Genomic DNA, 16,030 nt, shown 5'->3' on the forward strand with positions numbered 1-16,030 from the left:
CATCAACCGCCTGAAAGGCTTCCGTGCCGTCGCCACTCGCTACGAGAAACGAGCCTACGTCTACCTCGGCACCGTCACCCTCGCAGCACTCATCACTGGCTCCGCACATGATCCGAGAAACAGCTCCTAAGAGACCTTCTGCTGCTGCGCCCAAGCGTCGAGGTCTGTTTCCTTGAACCTAAGCCTTCCTCCGAAGTAATACCTCGGCAATCCGTGACGTTGGGATTCCCTATACATCCAGCGAGAGCTCATGCCGAGGTAAATGGCTGCTTCATGAACACCCAGATACCGGTTCCTGCAGTCACCTTGTGCCTCATCAACAGATTCCTTCCTCCTCATACTAGGCCGCTTCGCAAGTGACATCCACAACGCTCGGCGTTCTCAAGTGACCACCTTCTGTGGTGTCGTGCTCCCGCCGAAGCAGTTTCCGTACGTGCCCCTCAGACACCTTGAGGGATTGAGCCAATAGGGCAGTAGGGCTCCCAGTTTCAGCGGCCCGTCGAATTAGCTCTTTCCTCTCAGGTTTGGTTAGGTAAACGTCTCTACCGACCAGGGCTGCCTCGACCCTGGCAGGATCGCAACGCAACTCAAATCGCTTTCGGATAAGTCTACGCTCCGTTTCCGTCAAGCCACCCCGTATTCCAGCAGCATCATTGGTCTCCAGGGATGTCTCAAGGCATGTCAGCCTGACAGCGCACGATGCACAGACCTCCTTGGCAAGGCGAATACGGTACTCACTAGCACCCTTACCCGGGAAGAAGAGGTCAGGATCCCACGCCAACTCAGCGGCCACAGCACACGCCGCCCCCGCCTGCCAAGCCTGGTTTCCTCTGACTCGAGGACCGGGGTGTTCATACATCGACAGTTCCCTTTCGTTGCGGACGCGGAGCCTGCGGCCCACGCGGGCCAACAGAGCTACAAGGATCCGGAGCAACGCCGGTTTGGCCAGACGGCGATCGTCGGCTATGTTGCTCGCCGCATCAGTCCATGAAGCAGCCAACCCGACCCTGCACCTCGCCGGCCACCACGAACCCCTGCTCGCCACGGACCAAGGCACCCACGAGTTGCGCGCCAAACAGGGCAGCGCCCTCGGTGTCGCTCCAGGACTCGGGGACGGGCGCGCCAGGGAGCATGTCAACGTACAGCGGCATGAGTCTGACCTGGTATTTTCCGGGAAACCCGTTGAGGCGCAGACATGCGTCGGCACCCGCATCATGAACCCGGCACACAACCTCGTTGACGACAGGGGACCTTCATCGTGGTGTCGCAGCGGCGCGCCACCCAGAATGACCCGTCGTCTGACGGATCCAGGCCGGTGGGTAGTTCCGCTCCTTCACCGGTAGCGACCGGCTTTCGGCGTGCCCTTGACGGCTGGGTAGGGTCGCGGTACCCGAGCTGGAAAGGTAGTTAGATGACCAACGAAATTGTGATCGCGCAGACGACCAGCGACAACGAGGATCAGGCGAAGGCACTGGCCCATGGCGCGGTCGAGGGCAAGCTGGCGGCGGGCCTTCACATTGATGCGCCGATCACAGCCTTCTACTGGTGGAGGGGGAAGCGTCGAGACGGCGCACGAGTCGCGGATCTCGTATATGACTACAACGGACCGTCTCCCGGCCCTGGAGGCGTGGCTGCACGAGAAGCACCCGTACGACTTCCCCCAGTGGATCACGCTGCCCGTGACCTGCGGGTCGGAGGCGTATTTGTCCTGGGTTGTTGAGGAGACGGCACAGGGCTGAGAAACGCCGGGACTACGACCGTTCGCGTCCTGAGTTCCTCCCTGCATCGGCGCAAGGGGGGTTGAGGAGGCGAACTGCCGCAGGTAGGCGGCAAGGTCCTGTTCTCCGGGGAGCGACGCTGCGATAGTCGATGCGCGCTCCTTGCCCATCGTGTTGGGCTTGGCCTGTGCCGCGGCGGCGAACTGGCGTGACACGTAGATCCCTTGGTCGACGTCGCGTCCACGCAGCAGGGCCGAAGCGAGATCACCGAGGACCACGACGCCTCCGTCCGGGAGTTCGTCTCCGAGTCGGTCGACTGCGGTGTCTGCTGTAGCGGTGAGTTCGGGACGCCTCAACTGCACAAGGACCCCGGCCGGGAACCCCGCCCCCGCAGGCGGGCGACCTAAACCCGCCCGCACGGGGTCCGGCACCGGCGCCTGTTGGCCGCCTACGACCTGGCCAAGGACAAGCTCTACGGCCACATCAAGCCGAAGAGGAACCGGACGAGGTTCCTGGTGTTCTGCCGCTACCTGCGCAGCCTCTACCCGCCCAAGATCCGCATCGCGATTGTGCTCGACAACTACTCCCCGCACCTGACCACGAAGAGACACCCGGGTCGGCGTCTGGGCCGAGGCCAACAACGTCGAGTTCACCTACACGCCGACCAACAGCTCTTGGTGAACCGCATCGAGTTCCAGTTCACCGCCCTGCGCTACTTCGCACTGGACGGAACCGACCAGCCAGCCAGCCATAGGGACCAGGGCAGCATGATCCGCCGTTACATCATCTGGCGGAACAAGCATGCCGCCGACGAACGCCTACGCGAGGTGGTCGACAGGGCGAACGTTGCCTGATGCGGCACTGGTGTGATGCGCCAGACATTCTGAGGGTTATTTCTGCTCTGTTTTCTGGCCGGTGGTTCCGACCTTGGTGAGGTATTCGTGCGACGACGACCTCCTCGACTTGGTCGAGGAGGGTCGAAGGCGGCCGGCCCGAGCGTGGCTCGTCATGCAGACCATCGAGGCGTTTTGCGATGAACCGGGCGCGCCAGCGGTCCACGGTCGACCTGTCGATGCCGAGGTCGGCCGCGGCCTGCTGGTTCGTCCCGCCCTCCGCGCAGCGCAGCACGATCTTGGCCCGTAACGCGAGGAACTGGGCGGTCTTGGCCTGCCGCGCCCACTGCTGCAACTGCCTGCGCTCAGCATCGTCGAGGATCAGGTCGGCCTTCGGCCGGCCGATCCAGCCGGCGTCCTCAAGCCCAGCCATCCGTTCTGCCGCGAATGCCCGGCGCCACTTGCCGACCGTCTTGGCCTGGACACCGACGATCCGTGCGACACCGGCGTTCGACATGCCGTCAGCGCACGCCAAGATGATGCGGGCCTTCTCGGCCGAGCGCCGGTGCGGCATTTCCGTCCGGCGTACCAACTCGGCACGCTCAGCCTCGGACAACGTGATCGCCACAGCAGAAGGACCCGAATGCGACATGACAACAGGGTACTTACTAAACCACAGGATCTCTGGCGCATCACACTAGCGTGAGCGCGACATCCGCGGTGTCACCCGGCGCAAGAGGCGTTCGCTGACCCGGCCGGACGTGAAGGCGAAGCACGCCCCGGATCTGATCGGCCGCGACTTCCACGCCGAGCGGCCCGGGACCAGGCTGGTCGGCGACACCACCTACCTGCCCACCGCGGAAGGCTGGCTTTACCTTGCCTGCTGGCTGGACCTGGCCACCCGCGACGTCGTCGGCTACGCCATGGCCGACCACCACCGCGCCGAACTCGTCGTCGACGCCCTCGACATGGCCCACGGCCGGGGCCAACCGGAGCCCGGCTGCGTGATCCACAGCGATCGCGGCAGTGAATACACGTCAGCCCAGTTCCGGGACCGAATAAAGAAGTTGGGACTGCGGCAGAGCTGCGGACGCACCGGATCATGCTTCGACAACGCCGCCGCGGAGAGCTTCTGGGCCCTGCTCAAGGAGGAGATCGGCACCCGCACCTGGCCCGACCGGGCCACCGCCCGAGGCGAGGTCTTCTCCTTCATCGAGACCTTCTACAACCGCCGGCGCCTGCGGAAGCACCGGACTTTCGGCTACCTCACGACCGAGACCAGGCAGCGGCATCAGCACGCCCTCGCGGCATAACCATCACGTGTCCGAGATCACGGGGAAACTTCACGGCCCCCGGTACACCACGTCCATGGACGCGACCCGACCACGCAAGAGCCGACACTTCGCCGGCTTCCTCAACCTTGCCGCCACCCTGATCTGCTACAAGCAGCTCGCCAAACTCACCGCGTGCGATGGCGCCTTAGGGCTTGCGGGGAGAGCGCCATCGCTTCGGGTCACAGAGTTCTCTGCAGCCGAGATGGTGGTCCGCAGGTGTTGTACGTTGACACAGGCTCGGCGCAACTATCCAGTCTCTAGGCACCTTTCCTTGCCTGCCCTGAGCGGATGCACTGCGGGGAAAGGATCGGATTGCGGTCCGCCTACGGGCACTTGCTCTTGGCCGGGAGAAAGCCAAATGGCGAGTCGGCTGCAGCGTCACAGTGAGAAACCGGTCGGGCGCCGAGCCGCATAGTCGGTCCTCGTGCCTTACGAGGCCAGGTCCTGGCGCATCCACACGAACTGGACCGTCACATATCGGATGGTGCCGATGACGACTCCCGCCTTGACGGTCCCATCTACTCGGCGACCGCCGGAGGGGGGCGGCGCGCCAAAATGCCCGACCCCGGCGCGGCCGACGCCAGCGCGCGGATCGCCGATGCCCATTGGGAGCTGGAAGCTGGGCAAGGCTCGCAAAGCGATGGCCGGAACTCGGACCGCGCACGGAGGTGAGGCTGGCCCTGACCGCCCCCGATGTGGGCACCCTCTGGTGCGCGACCGGCGCCGGAGCAGAAGCGCTACAGCTGTCGGGCCGGTGCAAGGCCGGGCCGTTAACGGATCAGGCCGGCGGCATCCACTCCTCGGCGAGGATGCCGTGGACGACGGAGTCCCTCCACTGACCGCCGCGCTGGATATGGCCGCGGATGACGCCCTCTTCGACCATCCCGGCCGCGGTCATGGTACGGGCGGAACCGACGTTCAGCGGCGAGCGGGCGCCCCAGACGCGGTGCAGGCCCAGGTCGAGGAAGGCCACTCCTAGGAGAAGATGGACGGTCTCCAGTCCGTACCCGACGCCCCAAGTGTCAGGGCGCAGCGCGAAGCCCATCGTGGCCGCACGCTGCTGGTGGGGGTCGGTCGCCAAGCGACCGACCCCCACCAAGTGCTGCGTGTCCCGCTCAACGACGGCCAGGCCGTACTCCATACGGGGCTCCGCCGCGGCCGAGGCGACTGACCGCGCCACGATCTGGCGCACCTCGTCGCGTGTGCGCGGCTCGAACGAGAGGTGCCGCGTGGCCTCCGCGCTGCCGTAGATCGCGTGCACGCCGTCCACGTCGCCCAATTCGGTCTCGCGCAGGGCGAGGCGGGCGCTGGAACGGGCGACAGGGTACATGCCGGCGACTGTACCGGCGTGCCGTCTACCAGGGCAGGGCGGGGCGGTTGGGCTTGTAGAGCCCGATCTCCTCGTGCAACTCCCGGCCGGTGGCAGCCTCCCGCAAGGGGCCGGTGGACAAGGCGTGGCGTACGCGGTGGACGGAGGTGACGATGCCGGCGTTGCGGTAGCTGGGGGGCAGGTCCAGGACGGGGCGAACGGCGTCCGCTGCGGCTTCGAGGTCACCGCCGTTGAGCCGGACCAGGGCCAGGTTGCACTGGGAACCGGCGAGGTCGCCGAAAGCCCAGTTCGGGTCGTCCTTGTCGCTCAGGCCCTTGACCGCCTCCTCGGCGAGCCTTCCCAGTCGGTCGTCGCCTTGGCCGAGGAGGACAGCCGCCTCCACGTGGTAGTACCGCTGCTTGGGCAGGGAGTAGGTCAGCAGACCGCCAAGCTCGTCCAGCGCATCGGGGCGGATCGCCTCGCGGAGGCGTTCAGCGCGCAGGGTGGCTTCCTGGACGGCCTCAGCGTCGCCGAGCACCGCGGCGGCGCGGGCTTCAAGGCCGGGCAGCCACACGGACACGCTCCCGCCTTGGTGCCCGGCCGCTGCGCCCTGGCGGGCGAAGTGAACGGCGTCCTCGGGCTGCCCCGCCCAGTAGGCGATGAGGCTCTTGAGCCCATCGACCAGAGCGACGAGTGCCGGTTCCTCGGCCTCCCGGGCGCAGAAGCCGGCGGTGCGGGCCTGCATCCTGGCGGTCGCCGGGTCCCCCATGTCGTGGCTTCCCTTGGCCATCATGAAGGAGAGGATGGCGGCCATCCGCAGCAACTCACGGGCCTGCGTGGGCCGGGCCCGACCGCCCTCGATGAGCCGGAAGGCGTCGTCCTGCGCCTGGGCCAGGTCCTCCCACAGCTCGGGGAGGGCGACCCGCGGGTACTCCTGGGCGATGCGGGACACCTCATCGCGAAGGAAACCCAGCGTCTCCTCCCCCACCTGGTTGTTCTCGGCCCCCAGAGTGAACTCCATCGCACGTCGCGCAGCCATCGCGCCTACCCTTCTCATCTCGCGCAGGTCCGTGCCGAGGTAGGCAGGGACATCGGTGTGTGGCGTGCCGGCCGCCGCGCCAGGGGACACCTCTGCGGCTGGTCCCCAGAGCTGGTCGATGCTGTGACCGAACATGTGGGTCAGGACCCGCTGGAAGTCCTTCTGCGGCTTCCGAGCGGTGTAGTACCAAGCCTCGAAGGTGGCTGCCGCCGGCTCCAGCGTTGCCAGGTGCGGCATCCCATCGAGCTTGGCAACCTCCACGGCGGACTTCCTGAAGTGCCGCAGGAAGACGACGTGGTCCTTCCACGCGCGCCGGTCGATCTCGACGCGGAACAAGGTGGGTTGCACCGGCATATGCCCTCCTCGTGGGCCAGCACGTCAACTCGACTGACGCTAGACCGACTTCAACCTGAAGCTGCCCTCCCCAATGGGCTTTCAGCAAGGTCGAGGAAAGTCCGATGGGACATCGAAGCCTCCTCGGCAAAGGCCAGGCCAAGCCGATGGGACTTCGTGGGTGGTTTCGGTTCGTGGCATTGGCCACGCTCATTGCAGTGATCGCGCAGAGTGCCGAGGTGATCACGGACTCTGTGTATGACCTGGAGGCCAGCGATGAACTCGACGACGAGCAGCAGCGCTCCACCTGCCGAGCGAGGCGGCAAGCGCCGGCGAACTCACGCACCCCTGCAAGGGTTCGACGCCGCCTTTGCACCCGAGCGTTATCGCGTCGCTGACGCCCGCAGGATGACCGCTTCGCACCTGCGCCTGTGGCACCTGTCCGAGTCGCTGACCGCCGACGTCGTCGTCACGGTCTCCGAACTGGTCACCAACGCTATCCAGCACGGCAACGGCGACATCAGGCTGCGGGTGCAGTGCAGCGCTGACCGCCTGCTGGTTGAGGTCAGCGACCATAACCCCGCGCCGGCCCGGATACGGCCCATACACGACGAGGACACTCGCGGACGTGGCCTGCACATGGTCGACCATCTTGCCCAGGACTGGGGCGTGAGCGACGGCGGACTCACCACATGGGCGGCGTTCGGAATTCCCGTTGAGGCGCCGCGATGAACATCCAGGACGCGCAGTCAGACGTGGTCCGTGCCACCACAGGTGGCCTTCGCCTTGCACGTGTTGGCTTCGGCTTAGGACCGAGGACGTCCGTTCGCCTCATCCCAATAGGTCGCGAGCATTTCTCCCGGCCAGGCTGGCTGACGGATCGGGCCTCGCGGGCCCATCTGCTCGAAGTACGGCGCGACGTCGAGGACGGGAGTCCCGTCTACAGCGTCGAGGTCGGTGACGATCAGGTCCCGACCATCGGCCCTGAGCAGCCGCGGGTAGCTGACAGCCAGTTGATTAGGGCGTCGGTGGTTGCGGTGGACGAAGGTCCCTGTGGCCGGCCAGCTCGGATTCCCTCGGGGGCTGCGCGCGTGCAGCTGGACGTCCTCGGGTCGCGCCTGGTGAAAATGCCAGGTCACCGTCAGGTGGGAGAACTCCTCGATGCCCCTCAGGGTTTCGAGGGGGAAGGCGCCGTCCATTCGGATGATCGATTCGACTCCGCCCTGGTAGTCGTCTTGCACGCGGGTGTGGCCGCCCACGACCGTCGCAACTGTTCGGACCTCGTACGTCGTCACGGGTTTATCCTCTCCTCGGGCGATGCTGGTCCGCGGGCTGCCGTCGGGCATCGAACGTCCGTGTCACGATCAGCCTATGGCCCGGAGCATGCCGCGTGCCCGCCGGTCCAGCTCGGTTACGTGGCGGCCTCCGCGTTGCCGGACGGGCGAGAGATCGCTCTGGATGCGGAGGATCACGTCGCGCGTTCGGCCGGACTGGACGCCGGTCATGGCGTCGAGTGCTTCGTTCCAGGTGGCACACGCTTCGTCGAGGTTTCCGCGCTGGACTTGGACGGCTCCGAGGTAGCCGAGCGTCACGCTGTGCGTGCGGGCGAACTGCTGACGTCGGCGTGTGGCCACACTCCGCTTGAAGTGGATCTCCGCGTCGAGGGGCTGTCCTATGTCGCGCAGGGCGCAAGCGGTCTCGTGGGCGAGGGAGGCTTCCTGGAAGAAGCCGACGCGGGCAGGGGCTTCGGCATTGTCAGCGCGGGCGAGGTCGCGCTCCGCTCGACTGATCGCCGCCAACGTACCGGCGCGGTCACCGTCGGCGGCGAGGGCCCGGGCTTGGACAATAGCCAGCAGCGCCTTCTCGCGATGGCTGGCCTGGCCGTAGCGGTCGCGGGACATCGAGGCGTCGGCCAGATCGAGTGCCCTGCGTGGGTGTCCGAGATCCACGGCCTGGTGGGCGAGAGCCCGCAGAACATGGCCGCCGAGAGCTCCGTCGCCGGCCTCAGCCGCGATCCGGACGGCGACAGTGAGATAGCGCTGGGCAGTACGGTGTTCACCGGCGTCGAAAGCCATCCAGCCGGCGAGGTACGCCATCTCCGCGACCGCGGAGTACGTGTCGCGACGAAGCTGATCCGTACGGAATTGGCTTCCGAGCAGGGGCACCGCTTCGTCGAGCAGGTGGCTGGCGAGGGCCTTGCGGCCGGATGCGCCACCGCGCTGCTGGTCGCGTGCGGAGTAGTAGACCGTGAGGTCGCGGACATCGTCGATGTCGGCCTGGGTCACCGCGCGCGAAGAGACCGGTCGGCGGTTCGTCGCTGCGGCGAAGGCGGCTGCCCACCACGACATGGTGGGCAGAGCGAGGCCGGCGGCGGAGTACGCGGCGGTAGCCAGCAACTTGCGTCGGTGCATATCGAGATCGTCGCTTCCCAACTCGGCCAGTGCGGTCAGAGGGTCGACGCTCCAGTCGGATCCGGTGTCGGTCGTGCCGGACGGCGCTTCTTCCAGCCCGAGGTCGGCCAGGGTGAGGCGGCGGCCGAGCCTGCGGGACAGCGTCTCGCGCAGGATATGCGGCGCTCTGCCGCTCGGCTTCGTGCCGAGAACCCACATGGAGATGTGCGAGCGGGAGACCACCTCCAGCTCACGCACCCCGCACTCCCCAGCAACGCGGGCAACAGCGCTGGCGGCTTGCGGCTGGGACCAGCCTGCTTCGCGCAGGAGCGCGGCAAGAGCGACGTTGCGTTCACGGGCCATGGGCTGCCCCTCGGTTCCGAAATGATCTTTGGCGCCTTTGGCGGCCTTCCCCTCCGCGAAGGCATACCCGTCGCGCGGGATTTGCGGTTCGCTCAACGTAGCGATCAGATCACGCACTTCGCACGCTGGTCGTCGGCTCGGACCGGGGTCGTAGCCCCATTTTGGCTTGATCCGAACAGGAGTTGTGTCATGCGCCCTTCGCCGGCCCTTCGCCGACACGCCCAGCTTGCAGACTGGCTCGGGCTACGAGCGTCCGTCACCGAGGCGCAAACGCCGGAGCGTGATCACCTGGTGGCCGCGTCAGAAACGGTCACGCTGGTGCTGGGCGAGGATTCGCCACTGCCCGAGAGCCCTGCCGATGTGGAGGACCTCGTACGCCTCCTGCGCGGCCACGTTGCTCAGCTGGGCGCACACACCGTCCAGGGGATCCCAGCGCTGCTGCGCGCGCAGCAGCTTTGCTCCGAGAGCATCCCCGAGGGCTACATGCCGAGCAGGGTGTACCTGGTCAGACTCGCCGAGGCCACGCGGGAGCTGTCGATCCACGTGGACAGCGACGCTCCCGGCACGAGCAGCGTGAAGCGCTGGTGGCACTGGCGAAAGCCCCCGGTCAACGTACTGCGCGGGACCGTCTTCGCCGTCGCCTTGGCCTGCCTGGCCCTCGCTGCTTCGGTGCCGCGGACATGACGGTAACCGGTGCGGTCGTCATTGCTCTGGTCCTCGGGCCGATGGCCTGGCTGGTGCTGCGCGGCGATCGGGCCGCCAGGCGGCCTCGGACCGTCGAGAAACTTGCCCCCGCCCGGCAACGCTCCCCCTCACCACGGTGAGGACCGGCCAGCCTCCTGCCTACCGCCCCCGGCCGCTGCCGCGGCCCCGATACCACCCCGCACCCGCAGGGCTCACGGAGATCCACACGATGAAACAGCTTCCCCGAATCGAGCAGTATCGCCTGGTCGGCGACACGCAGACCAGCGCCCACGTCCGTGACAACGGCTCGATCGACTGGCTGTGCCTGCCCCGCTTCGACTCGCCGGCCGTCTTCGCCGGCCTGCTCGGCACGCAGAAGCACGGCACCTGGCAGGTCGCACCGGCCTCGTCCGTAAGCCGGGACGGTTCCGGGACGGCGGACGAGCGCCGATACCACGGCGACTCGCTCGTCCTCGAATCGCTGTGGCGTACCCCGACGGGTTCGGTCCGCGTCCTGGACTTCATGCCGCCGCGCGACGGTACCGCGCAGGTGATCCGCATCGTCGAGGGCGTGACCGGTGTAGTGGAGATGGTCTCGGCCATGCGTCCCAAGCCGGGGTACGGCAGCGTCAGCCCGTGGATCCACGAGGTTGGTGGACGCATGGTCGCTGAGGCCGGCGCGGACGCACTGTGGCTCGACACCTGCGTCCCGCAGGTGGAGAAGGACGGCGTCGTCGTCAGCGCCTTCGCCGTCGCCGCCGGGCAGAGCGTGGCGTTCGTGCTCAGCTGGTGCCCGTCCCACGCCGCCGCCCCGGACGTTCCCGACCCGGAGGCCGCGCTCACGGAGACGCTCGCCTTCTGGCAGGACTGGACGACGGAATGCACCTACGGGGGGCCCTACCGCGAGGCCGTGGTCCGGTCGTTGATCGCCCTCAAGGCGATGACGTACGGGCCGAGCGGCGGGATCGTCGCGGCGCCGACCACCTCCCTGCCCGAGCTGATCGGCGGCGACCGGAACTGGGACTACCGCTTCACCTGGCTGCGCGACGCCTCCACGACGCTGGCCGCACTGCTGGGGACCGGATACCGGCAGGAGGCACAGGCATGGCGACGATGGCTGCTGCGCGCGGTGGCTGGCGACCCGGAGAACCTGCAGATCATGTACGGGATCACGGGGGAGCGTGACCTGCGCGAGCGGGAGCTTCCCTGGCTGCCCGGGTACGAGGGCTCAACTCCCGTACGGATCGGCAACGGCGCGGCCGACCAGCTCCAGCTGGATGTGTACGGCGAGGTGATCGAGACCCTGGACCTCGCGCACCAGAGCGGTGTGGCCCACTGCGCCGACACCGCCGTGCTGCACCGGCGGCTCGTGGAGCACCTGTCCCGGCGCTGGCGGGAGCCGGACGAGGGGATCTGGGAGATCCGAGGAGCGCGCCGGCACTTCGTGCACTCCAAGGTGATGGCCTGGGTGGCCGTCGACCGCACCATCCGTCTGGCCGAAGCCGGCGCCCTCGACATGAACCCGGCTCCCTTGGTCGAACTGCGATCAGCGATCCACCACGAGGTCTGCACCGAGGGCTTCGACCCGGTACGCAACACCTTCACGCAGTCCTACGGCTCCCAGGAATTGGACGCCGCCACGCTGCTGATCCCCCGCGTCGGCTTCCTGCCGCCCGACGACCCGCGCGTCGTCGGCACCGTGGACGCTGTAGGCCGCGAACTCTCCACCCCTGACGGTCTCGTGCGCCGATACCCGACCCGCGGCGACCGCACCGGGGTGGACGGGTTGAAGGGTGATGAGGGCGCCTTCTTGCTGTGCTCCTTCTGGCTCGTCGACGGCCTGGCCCTGACCGGCCGCATCAACGAGGCCCGTGCCCTGTTCGAGGGCCTCTTGGAACTGCGCAACAACCTCGGACTCCTGGCGGAGGAGTACGACCCCGTCCAGCAGCGCCAGCTCGGGAACTCCCCGCAGGCGTTCAGCCACATGGGGCTGATCGAAAGCGCCCGGCTCCTTCAGGTCCTGACGGCGGGACCCCCGCACCGCCACGGCCCGGTCTCGGTGCCAGCGCCGCGCTCGGCCGCCTCCAGCACGCGCACGACCAGCCCCGACCTGACGCCGCAGCACGCCACCCACGCCTGACGAGGATCCTCATGCCTGACAGCGCCATCCCGGCACGGCCGGCCGCCACCGACCATCGCAGACGGCGGCCTCCGGTCGAGGCGATCACGCTGCACCGTGCCCGCCGCGCCGTGGCCGTGCCCCTGTTGCTCCTCGGCACGTTGCTGGTAGCCGCCTTCGCCCTCCGGTCGTTCTCTGCGGTGGGCCCCGGCTGGCTCCTGACGGGTCTGGTCTGCGGACTGGGTGGGGTCGCAGCCATCACGGCTCGCCAGGCGCGCACCTTCGCCCAAGCCGTGCAGACGGCAGCAGAGGAAGCCCAGGCAGCAGCGCAGACGGCCGTGGAGGGGGCCAGGGCAGCAGCGCTGGCGACCGTAGCGGAAGCGGCGGCGGCCGTTGAGAAGTCGGTGCAGTGGTCGGCGGACGAGCTGTGCCGCGGCGGGGGCCCCACGCTGCAGGACCCACAGGCGCCGCCACCGGCCGGCGCGAACGACGGCATCAACAACGCGCTGGGTGCACTGCAGGTGCAGGCCATCGCCTCCCTGATACGCGTCCACGACGAGTCCCAGTCCGTCGTCCTGCTGGAAGTGCTGCGCCGCCTGGCCATGCGCGAGCACGCCCTGGTCGGCAAGGCACTCCAGGCGCTGAGTCGGCTGGAGATGCTGACCGACGACCCGGAGCTGCTAGCCGCCATCTTCGAGATCGATCACCTCGTGACGCGGATGCGGCGTCAGGTGGAGAGCACGGCGGTGCTGGGCGGGCAGTCCCTGCGCAGCGCACGTCACCCCGTGCCCGTCACCACCACGCTACGCGGGGCGGTCTCCGAGGTCGTGCAGTACCCGCGCGTGGCCGTCGCCGCCGGGTCCGTAGGCGCCGAGCTCGGCCTCCCCGGCCATGTGGGTCCGGACCTCACTCACCTGCTGGCAGAGCTGATCGAGAACGCGCTTGAGAGCTCCGACCCGGCGACGAAGGTGATGGTGCGTGCGCAGCGAGTGCCGAACGGACTGGCGGTCGAGGTCGAGGACCGGGCCATGCCGATGCACCCGCAGACGCGGGCACAGATGAACCACCTCCTGAAGGCGCCGAGCGAAGTCGACGTGAGCGGCCAGGTGCGGGCCGGGCAGCTCGGGCTGCTGGTCGCGGCCAAGATCGCCGAGTCGCACGGTTTCTCCGTCGTGCTGCAGGAGAACACAACCGGAGGCACCACCGCCCTCGTCGTCATCCCCGCGCGACTCCTCGTCGCGATTCCCCCCGTCGAAGACTCCGGCATGCCCGCGGGGCAGCCTCGGTCCGCCCTTCCGCCGGTACGGCAGACCACCGCAGCCCCTCCTTCAGGCCAGGCCACCCGCCCCTGGCCCCCCGGCACGCCAAGCCCCGCGGCGGCAGGTCATCCGGGGAGCGCGCCCGCCCTACCAACCCGCACCCGTCAGGCAGGCGCGTTCCGCCCACCCCGCGAGCAAGCGCCCGTGGCCGCGCCGACGCCGGGGCTGGCCGCCGCCTTCCGTTCCGGCATCCAGGCCGGCGGCACCACCCCCCCTCACCCTGCTCCGGACGAGCACCCCAACCCCTGAACCATGCACGGCCCCCCTTCCTGCAGGCCCACTCCCACGCGTGGGGCCCTTCCCCTTCTGGAGCGATCCCTATGAGCACCCACCACGAGGCCGGCACCGTAACCGGCGTGTCCGCGTCCGAGAGCAGCCCGAGCGGCCAGCGGGACAACATGGCTTGGCTGCTGCGTCAGTTCGCCGGCGACACCCCGGGCGTCACGCACGCCGTCCTGCTGTCGCGGGACGGGCTGCGTCTGCTGGACAGCGACGTGGACAAGGATTGGGCGGACGAGTTGTCGGCCGCCATCAGCGGCGTCGCCTCTCTCGCCTCGAATATCACCGGCCCCAGCCACAAGAAGCGGCCGGCCCGGCAGGTCATCATCGAGCGGGACGACTGCCTCTACTTCGTCCAGAGCGCGGGACGCAGCGCCGCTTTCGACAAGACCCCCGGCGCCGAGCGCGGTGAGGTGGAGACGATCCTCGTCGTCGTCGCCACCACGGACGCCGACGTGGGCTCCGTGGGCTTCGAGATGGGCCGCCTCGTGGCGAAGTTCGCCCCCTACATGAAGATCCCCGTCAGGGTCGGCACGAGCGGCGACGTCCGGTGACCGGGCTCGGCCGCGCGGCCGAGGAATCGACGTTCGTGCGGACCTACACCCTGACGCGCGGGCGCACCAAGCCGAGGCATCTGCTCGGTCTGGACACGGTGCTGGAAGCGGGGCCGGGCCGGCCCGGCCCGGCACAGGCCGAGGAGTGCGCGGAGATCCTCGCACTGTGCCGGGCACACCGACGGTCGGTGACCGAATTGGCGGGCCGCCTCGGCCGACCGGTCACCGTCGTCAAGGTCCTCGTCTCCGACCTGCTGGACGCCGACGCCTTGGTCGTCCCCGTCACCGCCCCCTATGCCGCATCCGGCTCGGACTCGGATGCGGGCCCCTCCACCCAGCTGCTGGCGGCTGTTTCCGCCGGCCTGAAGAGGAAGTTCCCCAATGCCACCCGCTACCCCCAGGCCGGATGACTCCTGCGTGCTCCTGCGTCCTTCACCGCGCCCGCCCGCCGGCACCGCGCCGATCGTGCTGAAGGCCCTGATCGCCGGGGGCTTCGGCGCGGGCAAGACCACCGCCGTGGGCGCCGTCAGCGAGATCACGCCGCTGAGCACCGAGGAGTACCTGACCGAGGCCGGCGCGGACGTGGACAGCCTGGCCGGCCTGGAGGCCAAGCGGACCACCACGGTCGCCTTCGACTTCGGCCGCCTGAGCCTGCCCGACGCGCCCATGCCCCTGGAGCTCTTCCTGTTCGGCACGCCGGGCCAGGACCGGTTTGTCGACCTCTGGTATGAACTGGCCCGCGGCGCCGTCGGGGCGGTCGTCCTGGTCGACACCCGCCGTCTGGAGAGCAGCTTCACCCCCGTCAGCTTCTTCGAGGACATCGGTCTGCCCTTTGTCGTCGCCGTCAACCACTTCGACGGCGCCTACCGCTACCACCCCGAGCAGGTCCGCACCGCCCTCGAACTCCCGTCCTCTGTACCGGTGGTCGCCTGCGACGCCCGCGACCGTAACCACGTCGCCGGCGTCCTGCTCACCCTCGTCGGCCACGCCGAGACCCGTACCTCCGCCGGGCGCGGTTACTCCGCACCCACCACCCTCCAGGAAGCCTGATGTCCCAGGACCCCTACCGCACGCCGCAGGCCGCATTGCCCGCGCAGTCTCTTCCGCGACGCGACATGCGGGAGGCCGCACGCGGCCCCTTCACCCTGCCGGACACCGCCCTCCCCAGCCAGTCGACCCAGCCAGCGCCGGAGCTGGCGCAGCGCTACGAACTGCTGCACCGCCTGGGCGTTCCCACCACGGCCGACGAGGACTTCGACGACCTGGCCCGGGGCATGGCCACACAGGCCGGGTTCCTGTACGGGTTCGTCAACCTGTTCCTGGAGGAGCAGACTTTCGTCGGGCTGCACCAGCCGCCGGCGGACAGCGGGTTCGTGATCGTCGGCCGCACCATGAGCCGGGACCACGGCTGGTGCCCGGAGGTCATGGCCCGCAGGAAGGCCCTCCCGCTGCACGACGTGCACGCGTCCCCGCGCTTCAGCGGCAACGCGGTGGGCGACGCCGTCGGGATCCGCTCCTACTTCGGCGCTCCGTTGATCCACGACAGCGGCACGGTGCTGGGCACGGTGTGTGTGATCGACCCCGAGAAGCGGCCCCTGGCCGAGGCACGTCGTCTGCGGGACATCGTCATCAACGCCAGTGCACAGGTGATGGACCACATCGCCCGCGCCCCCGTCCGCTAGGCCGTTCCACAACTTCCCACCCGGGAGCCGTAGGCGTTCCCCGGCCGCTCCACGCGTTGCGACCTTCATCCAGG

Annotated in this window: 16 protein-coding genes and 3 pseudogenes; 11 read left to right on the top strand and 8 right to left on the bottom strand. The window is 68.5% G+C overall.

Features of this window, described 5'->3' with window-relative positions:
- Positions 1-126: 126 nt before the first annotated feature.
- Positions 127-363 (bottom strand): helix-turn-helix domain-containing protein, encoded by a 237-nt coding sequence (locus tag ACZ7LV_RS31325; RefSeq protein WP_471944287.1) that lies wholly within the window; start codon positions 361-363, stop codon positions 127-129.
- Entirely contained in the window at positions 341-1,216 is an 876-nt protein-coding gene (locus ACZ7LV_RS31330) for a WhiB family transcriptional regulator (RefSeq protein WP_471944289.1), read from the bottom strand. Before ACZ7LV_RS31330 ends, ACZ7LV_RS31325 begins: the two co-directional genes overlap by 23 nt.
- Before the next feature lie 195 nt (positions 1,217-1,411).
- On the opposite strand from ACZ7LV_RS31330, the pseudogene cutA reads away from it, so the two are divergent.
- Positions 1,412-1,739, top strand: a pseudogene (cutA, locus tag ACZ7LV_RS31335) (divalent-cation tolerance protein CutA).
- A 65-nt stretch (positions 1,740-1,804) separates the two neighbouring features.
- Here the strand turns inward: cutA and ACZ7LV_RS31340 are convergent.
- Positions 1,805-2,077: pseudogene (locus ACZ7LV_RS31340) on the bottom strand (transcriptional regulator); the annotation flags it as partial.
- Here ACZ7LV_RS31340 and ACZ7LV_RS31345 point away from each other — a divergent pair.
- A pseudogene (locus ACZ7LV_RS31345) lies at positions 2,042-2,572 on the top strand (transposase); the annotation flags it as partial. The pseudogenes ACZ7LV_RS31340 and ACZ7LV_RS31345 sit on opposite strands and share 36 nt — an antisense overlap.
- Here ACZ7LV_RS31345 and ACZ7LV_RS31350 read toward each other — a convergent pair.
- The gene (locus ACZ7LV_RS31350; RefSeq protein WP_471944291.1) at positions 2,502-3,203 is read right to left on the bottom strand and encodes a helix-turn-helix domain-containing protein; all 702 of its coding nucleotides are present in this window, start codon (positions 3,201-3,203) and stop codon (positions 2,502-2,504) included. The pseudogene ACZ7LV_RS31345 and the gene ACZ7LV_RS31350 sit on opposite strands and share 71 nt — an antisense overlap.
- Before the next feature lie 61 nt (positions 3,204-3,264).
- Here ACZ7LV_RS31350 and ACZ7LV_RS31355 point away from each other — a divergent pair, with 61 nt between their 5' ends.
- The gene (locus ACZ7LV_RS31355) at positions 3,265-3,864 is read left to right on the top strand and encodes an IS3 family transposase (protein WP_471944626.1); all 600 of its coding nucleotides are present in this window, start codon (positions 3,265-3,267) and stop codon (positions 3,862-3,864) included.
- A gap of 799 nt (positions 3,865-4,663) precedes the next feature.
- Here ACZ7LV_RS31355 and ACZ7LV_RS31360 read toward each other — a convergent pair.
- Complete coding sequence (locus ACZ7LV_RS31360) at positions 4,664-5,215, bottom strand: GNAT family N-acetyltransferase (RefSeq protein WP_471944293.1); 552 nt, start codon at positions 5,213-5,215, stop codon at positions 4,664-4,666.
- Between the two features lie 25 nt (positions 5,216-5,240).
- Positions 5,241-6,587, bottom strand: a complete 1,347-nt coding sequence (locus ACZ7LV_RS31365; protein ID WP_471944295.1) for a hypothetical protein — start codon at positions 6,585-6,587, stop codon at positions 5,241-5,243.
- A 255-nt stretch (positions 6,588-6,842) separates the two neighbouring features.
- Between ACZ7LV_RS31365 and ACZ7LV_RS31370 the strand changes: the two genes are divergently transcribed.
- Positions 6,843-7,298, top strand: coding sequence for an ATP-binding protein (locus ACZ7LV_RS31370; protein ID WP_471944297.1), 456 nt, complete (start codon positions 6,843-6,845; stop codon positions 7,296-7,298).
- 74 nt (positions 7,299-7,372) lie between these two features.
- Here the strand turns inward: ACZ7LV_RS31370 and ACZ7LV_RS31375 are convergent, their stop codons facing one another.
- On the bottom strand, positions 7,373-7,861 hold the full coding sequence (locus ACZ7LV_RS31375; protein WP_471944299.1) for an SAM-dependent methyltransferase: 489 nt from the start codon (positions 7,859-7,861) through the stop codon (positions 7,373-7,375).
- A gap of 69 nt (positions 7,862-7,930) precedes the next feature.
- Entirely contained in the window at positions 7,931-9,319 is a 1,389-nt protein-coding gene (locus ACZ7LV_RS31380; RefSeq protein WP_471944628.1) for a Tat pathway signal protein, read from the bottom strand.
- A gap of 291 nt (positions 9,320-9,610) precedes the next feature.
- Here ACZ7LV_RS31380 and ACZ7LV_RS31385 point away from each other — a divergent pair, with 291 nt between their 5' ends.
- From ACZ7LV_RS31385 to ACZ7LV_RS31415, 7 genes are all read left to right on the top strand, one after another.
- Positions 9,611-10,003, top strand: a complete 393-nt coding sequence (locus ACZ7LV_RS31385) for a DUF6415 family natural product biosynthesis protein (RefSeq protein WP_471944301.1) — start codon at positions 9,611-9,613, stop codon at positions 10,001-10,003.
- 229 nt (positions 10,004-10,232) lie between these two features.
- Entirely contained in the window at positions 10,233-12,143 is a 1,911-nt protein-coding gene (locus ACZ7LV_RS31390; RefSeq protein WP_471944303.1) for a glycoside hydrolase family 15 protein, read from the top strand.
- An 11-nt stretch (positions 12,144-12,154) separates the two neighbouring features.
- Positions 12,155-13,690, top strand: coding sequence for a sensor histidine kinase (locus ACZ7LV_RS31395; protein WP_471944305.1), 1,536 nt, complete (start codon positions 12,155-12,157; stop codon positions 13,688-13,690).
- A 71-nt stretch (positions 13,691-13,761) separates the two neighbouring features.
- On the top strand, positions 13,762-14,274 hold the full coding sequence (locus ACZ7LV_RS31400; protein WP_471944307.1) for a roadblock/LC7 domain-containing protein: 513 nt from the start codon (positions 13,762-13,764) through the stop codon (positions 14,272-14,274).
- On the top strand, positions 14,271-14,684 hold the full coding sequence (locus tag ACZ7LV_RS31405) for a DUF742 domain-containing protein (protein ID WP_471944309.1): 414 nt from the start codon (positions 14,271-14,273) through the stop codon (positions 14,682-14,684). The genes ACZ7LV_RS31400 and ACZ7LV_RS31405 overlap by 4 nt, the downstream gene beginning before the upstream one ends.
- Before the next feature lie 7 nt (positions 14,685-14,691).
- Complete coding sequence (locus tag ACZ7LV_RS31410) at positions 14,692-15,324, top strand: GTP-binding protein (RefSeq protein ID WP_471944311.1); 633 nt, start codon at positions 14,692-14,694, stop codon at positions 15,322-15,324.
- Positions 15,324-15,956: a GAF domain-containing protein gene (locus ACZ7LV_RS31415; protein ID WP_471944313.1), complete on the top strand. Its 633-nt coding sequence runs from the start codon at positions 15,324-15,326 to the stop codon at positions 15,954-15,956. Before ACZ7LV_RS31410 ends, ACZ7LV_RS31415 begins: the two co-directional genes overlap by 1 nt.
- Positions 15,957-16,030: the final 74 nt, after the last annotated feature.

The organism is Streptomyces sp. NPDC107562, from assembly GCF_055657325.1.

Coding starts and splice junctions, on each gene's coding strand:
- ACZ7LV_RS31400 (WP_471944307.1), top strand. CDS start 13,762: ATGAGCACCCACCACGAGGCCGGCACCGTAACCGGCGTGTCCGCGTCC.
- ACZ7LV_RS31330 (WP_471944289.1), bottom strand. CDS start 1,216: ATGATGCGGGTGCCGACGCATGTCTGCGCCTCAACGGGTTTCCCGGAA.
- ACZ7LV_RS31390 (WP_471944303.1), top strand. CDS start 10,233: ATGAAACAGCTTCCCCGAATCGAGCAGTATCGCCTGGTCGGCGACACG.
- ACZ7LV_RS31360 (WP_471944293.1), bottom strand. CDS start 5,215: ATGTACCCTGTCGCCCGTTCCAGCGCCCGCCTCGCCCTGCGCGAGACC.
- ACZ7LV_RS31365 (WP_471944295.1), bottom strand. CDS start 6,587: ATGCCGGTGCAACCCACCTTGTTCCGCGTCGAGATCGACCGGCGCGCG.
- ACZ7LV_RS31350 (WP_471944291.1), bottom strand. CDS start 3,203: ATGTCGCATTCGGGTCCTTCTGCTGTGGCGATCACGTTGTCCGAGGCT.
- ACZ7LV_RS31395 (WP_471944305.1), top strand. CDS start 12,155: ATGCCTGACAGCGCCATCCCGGCACGGCCGGCCGCCACCGACCATCGC.
- ACZ7LV_RS31380 (WP_471944628.1), bottom strand. CDS start 9,319: ATGGCCCGTGAACGCAACGTCGCTCTTGCCGCGCTCCTGCGCGAAGCA.
- ACZ7LV_RS31370 (WP_471944297.1), top strand. CDS start 6,843: ATGAACTCGACGACGAGCAGCAGCGCTCCACCTGCCGAGCGAGGCGGC.
- ACZ7LV_RS31415 (WP_471944313.1), top strand. CDS start 15,324: ATGTCCCAGGACCCCTACCGCACGCCGCAGGCCGCATTGCCCGCGCAG.
- ACZ7LV_RS31325 (WP_471944287.1), bottom strand. CDS start 363: ATGTCACTTGCGAAGCGGCCTAGTATGAGGAGGAAGGAATCTGTTGAT.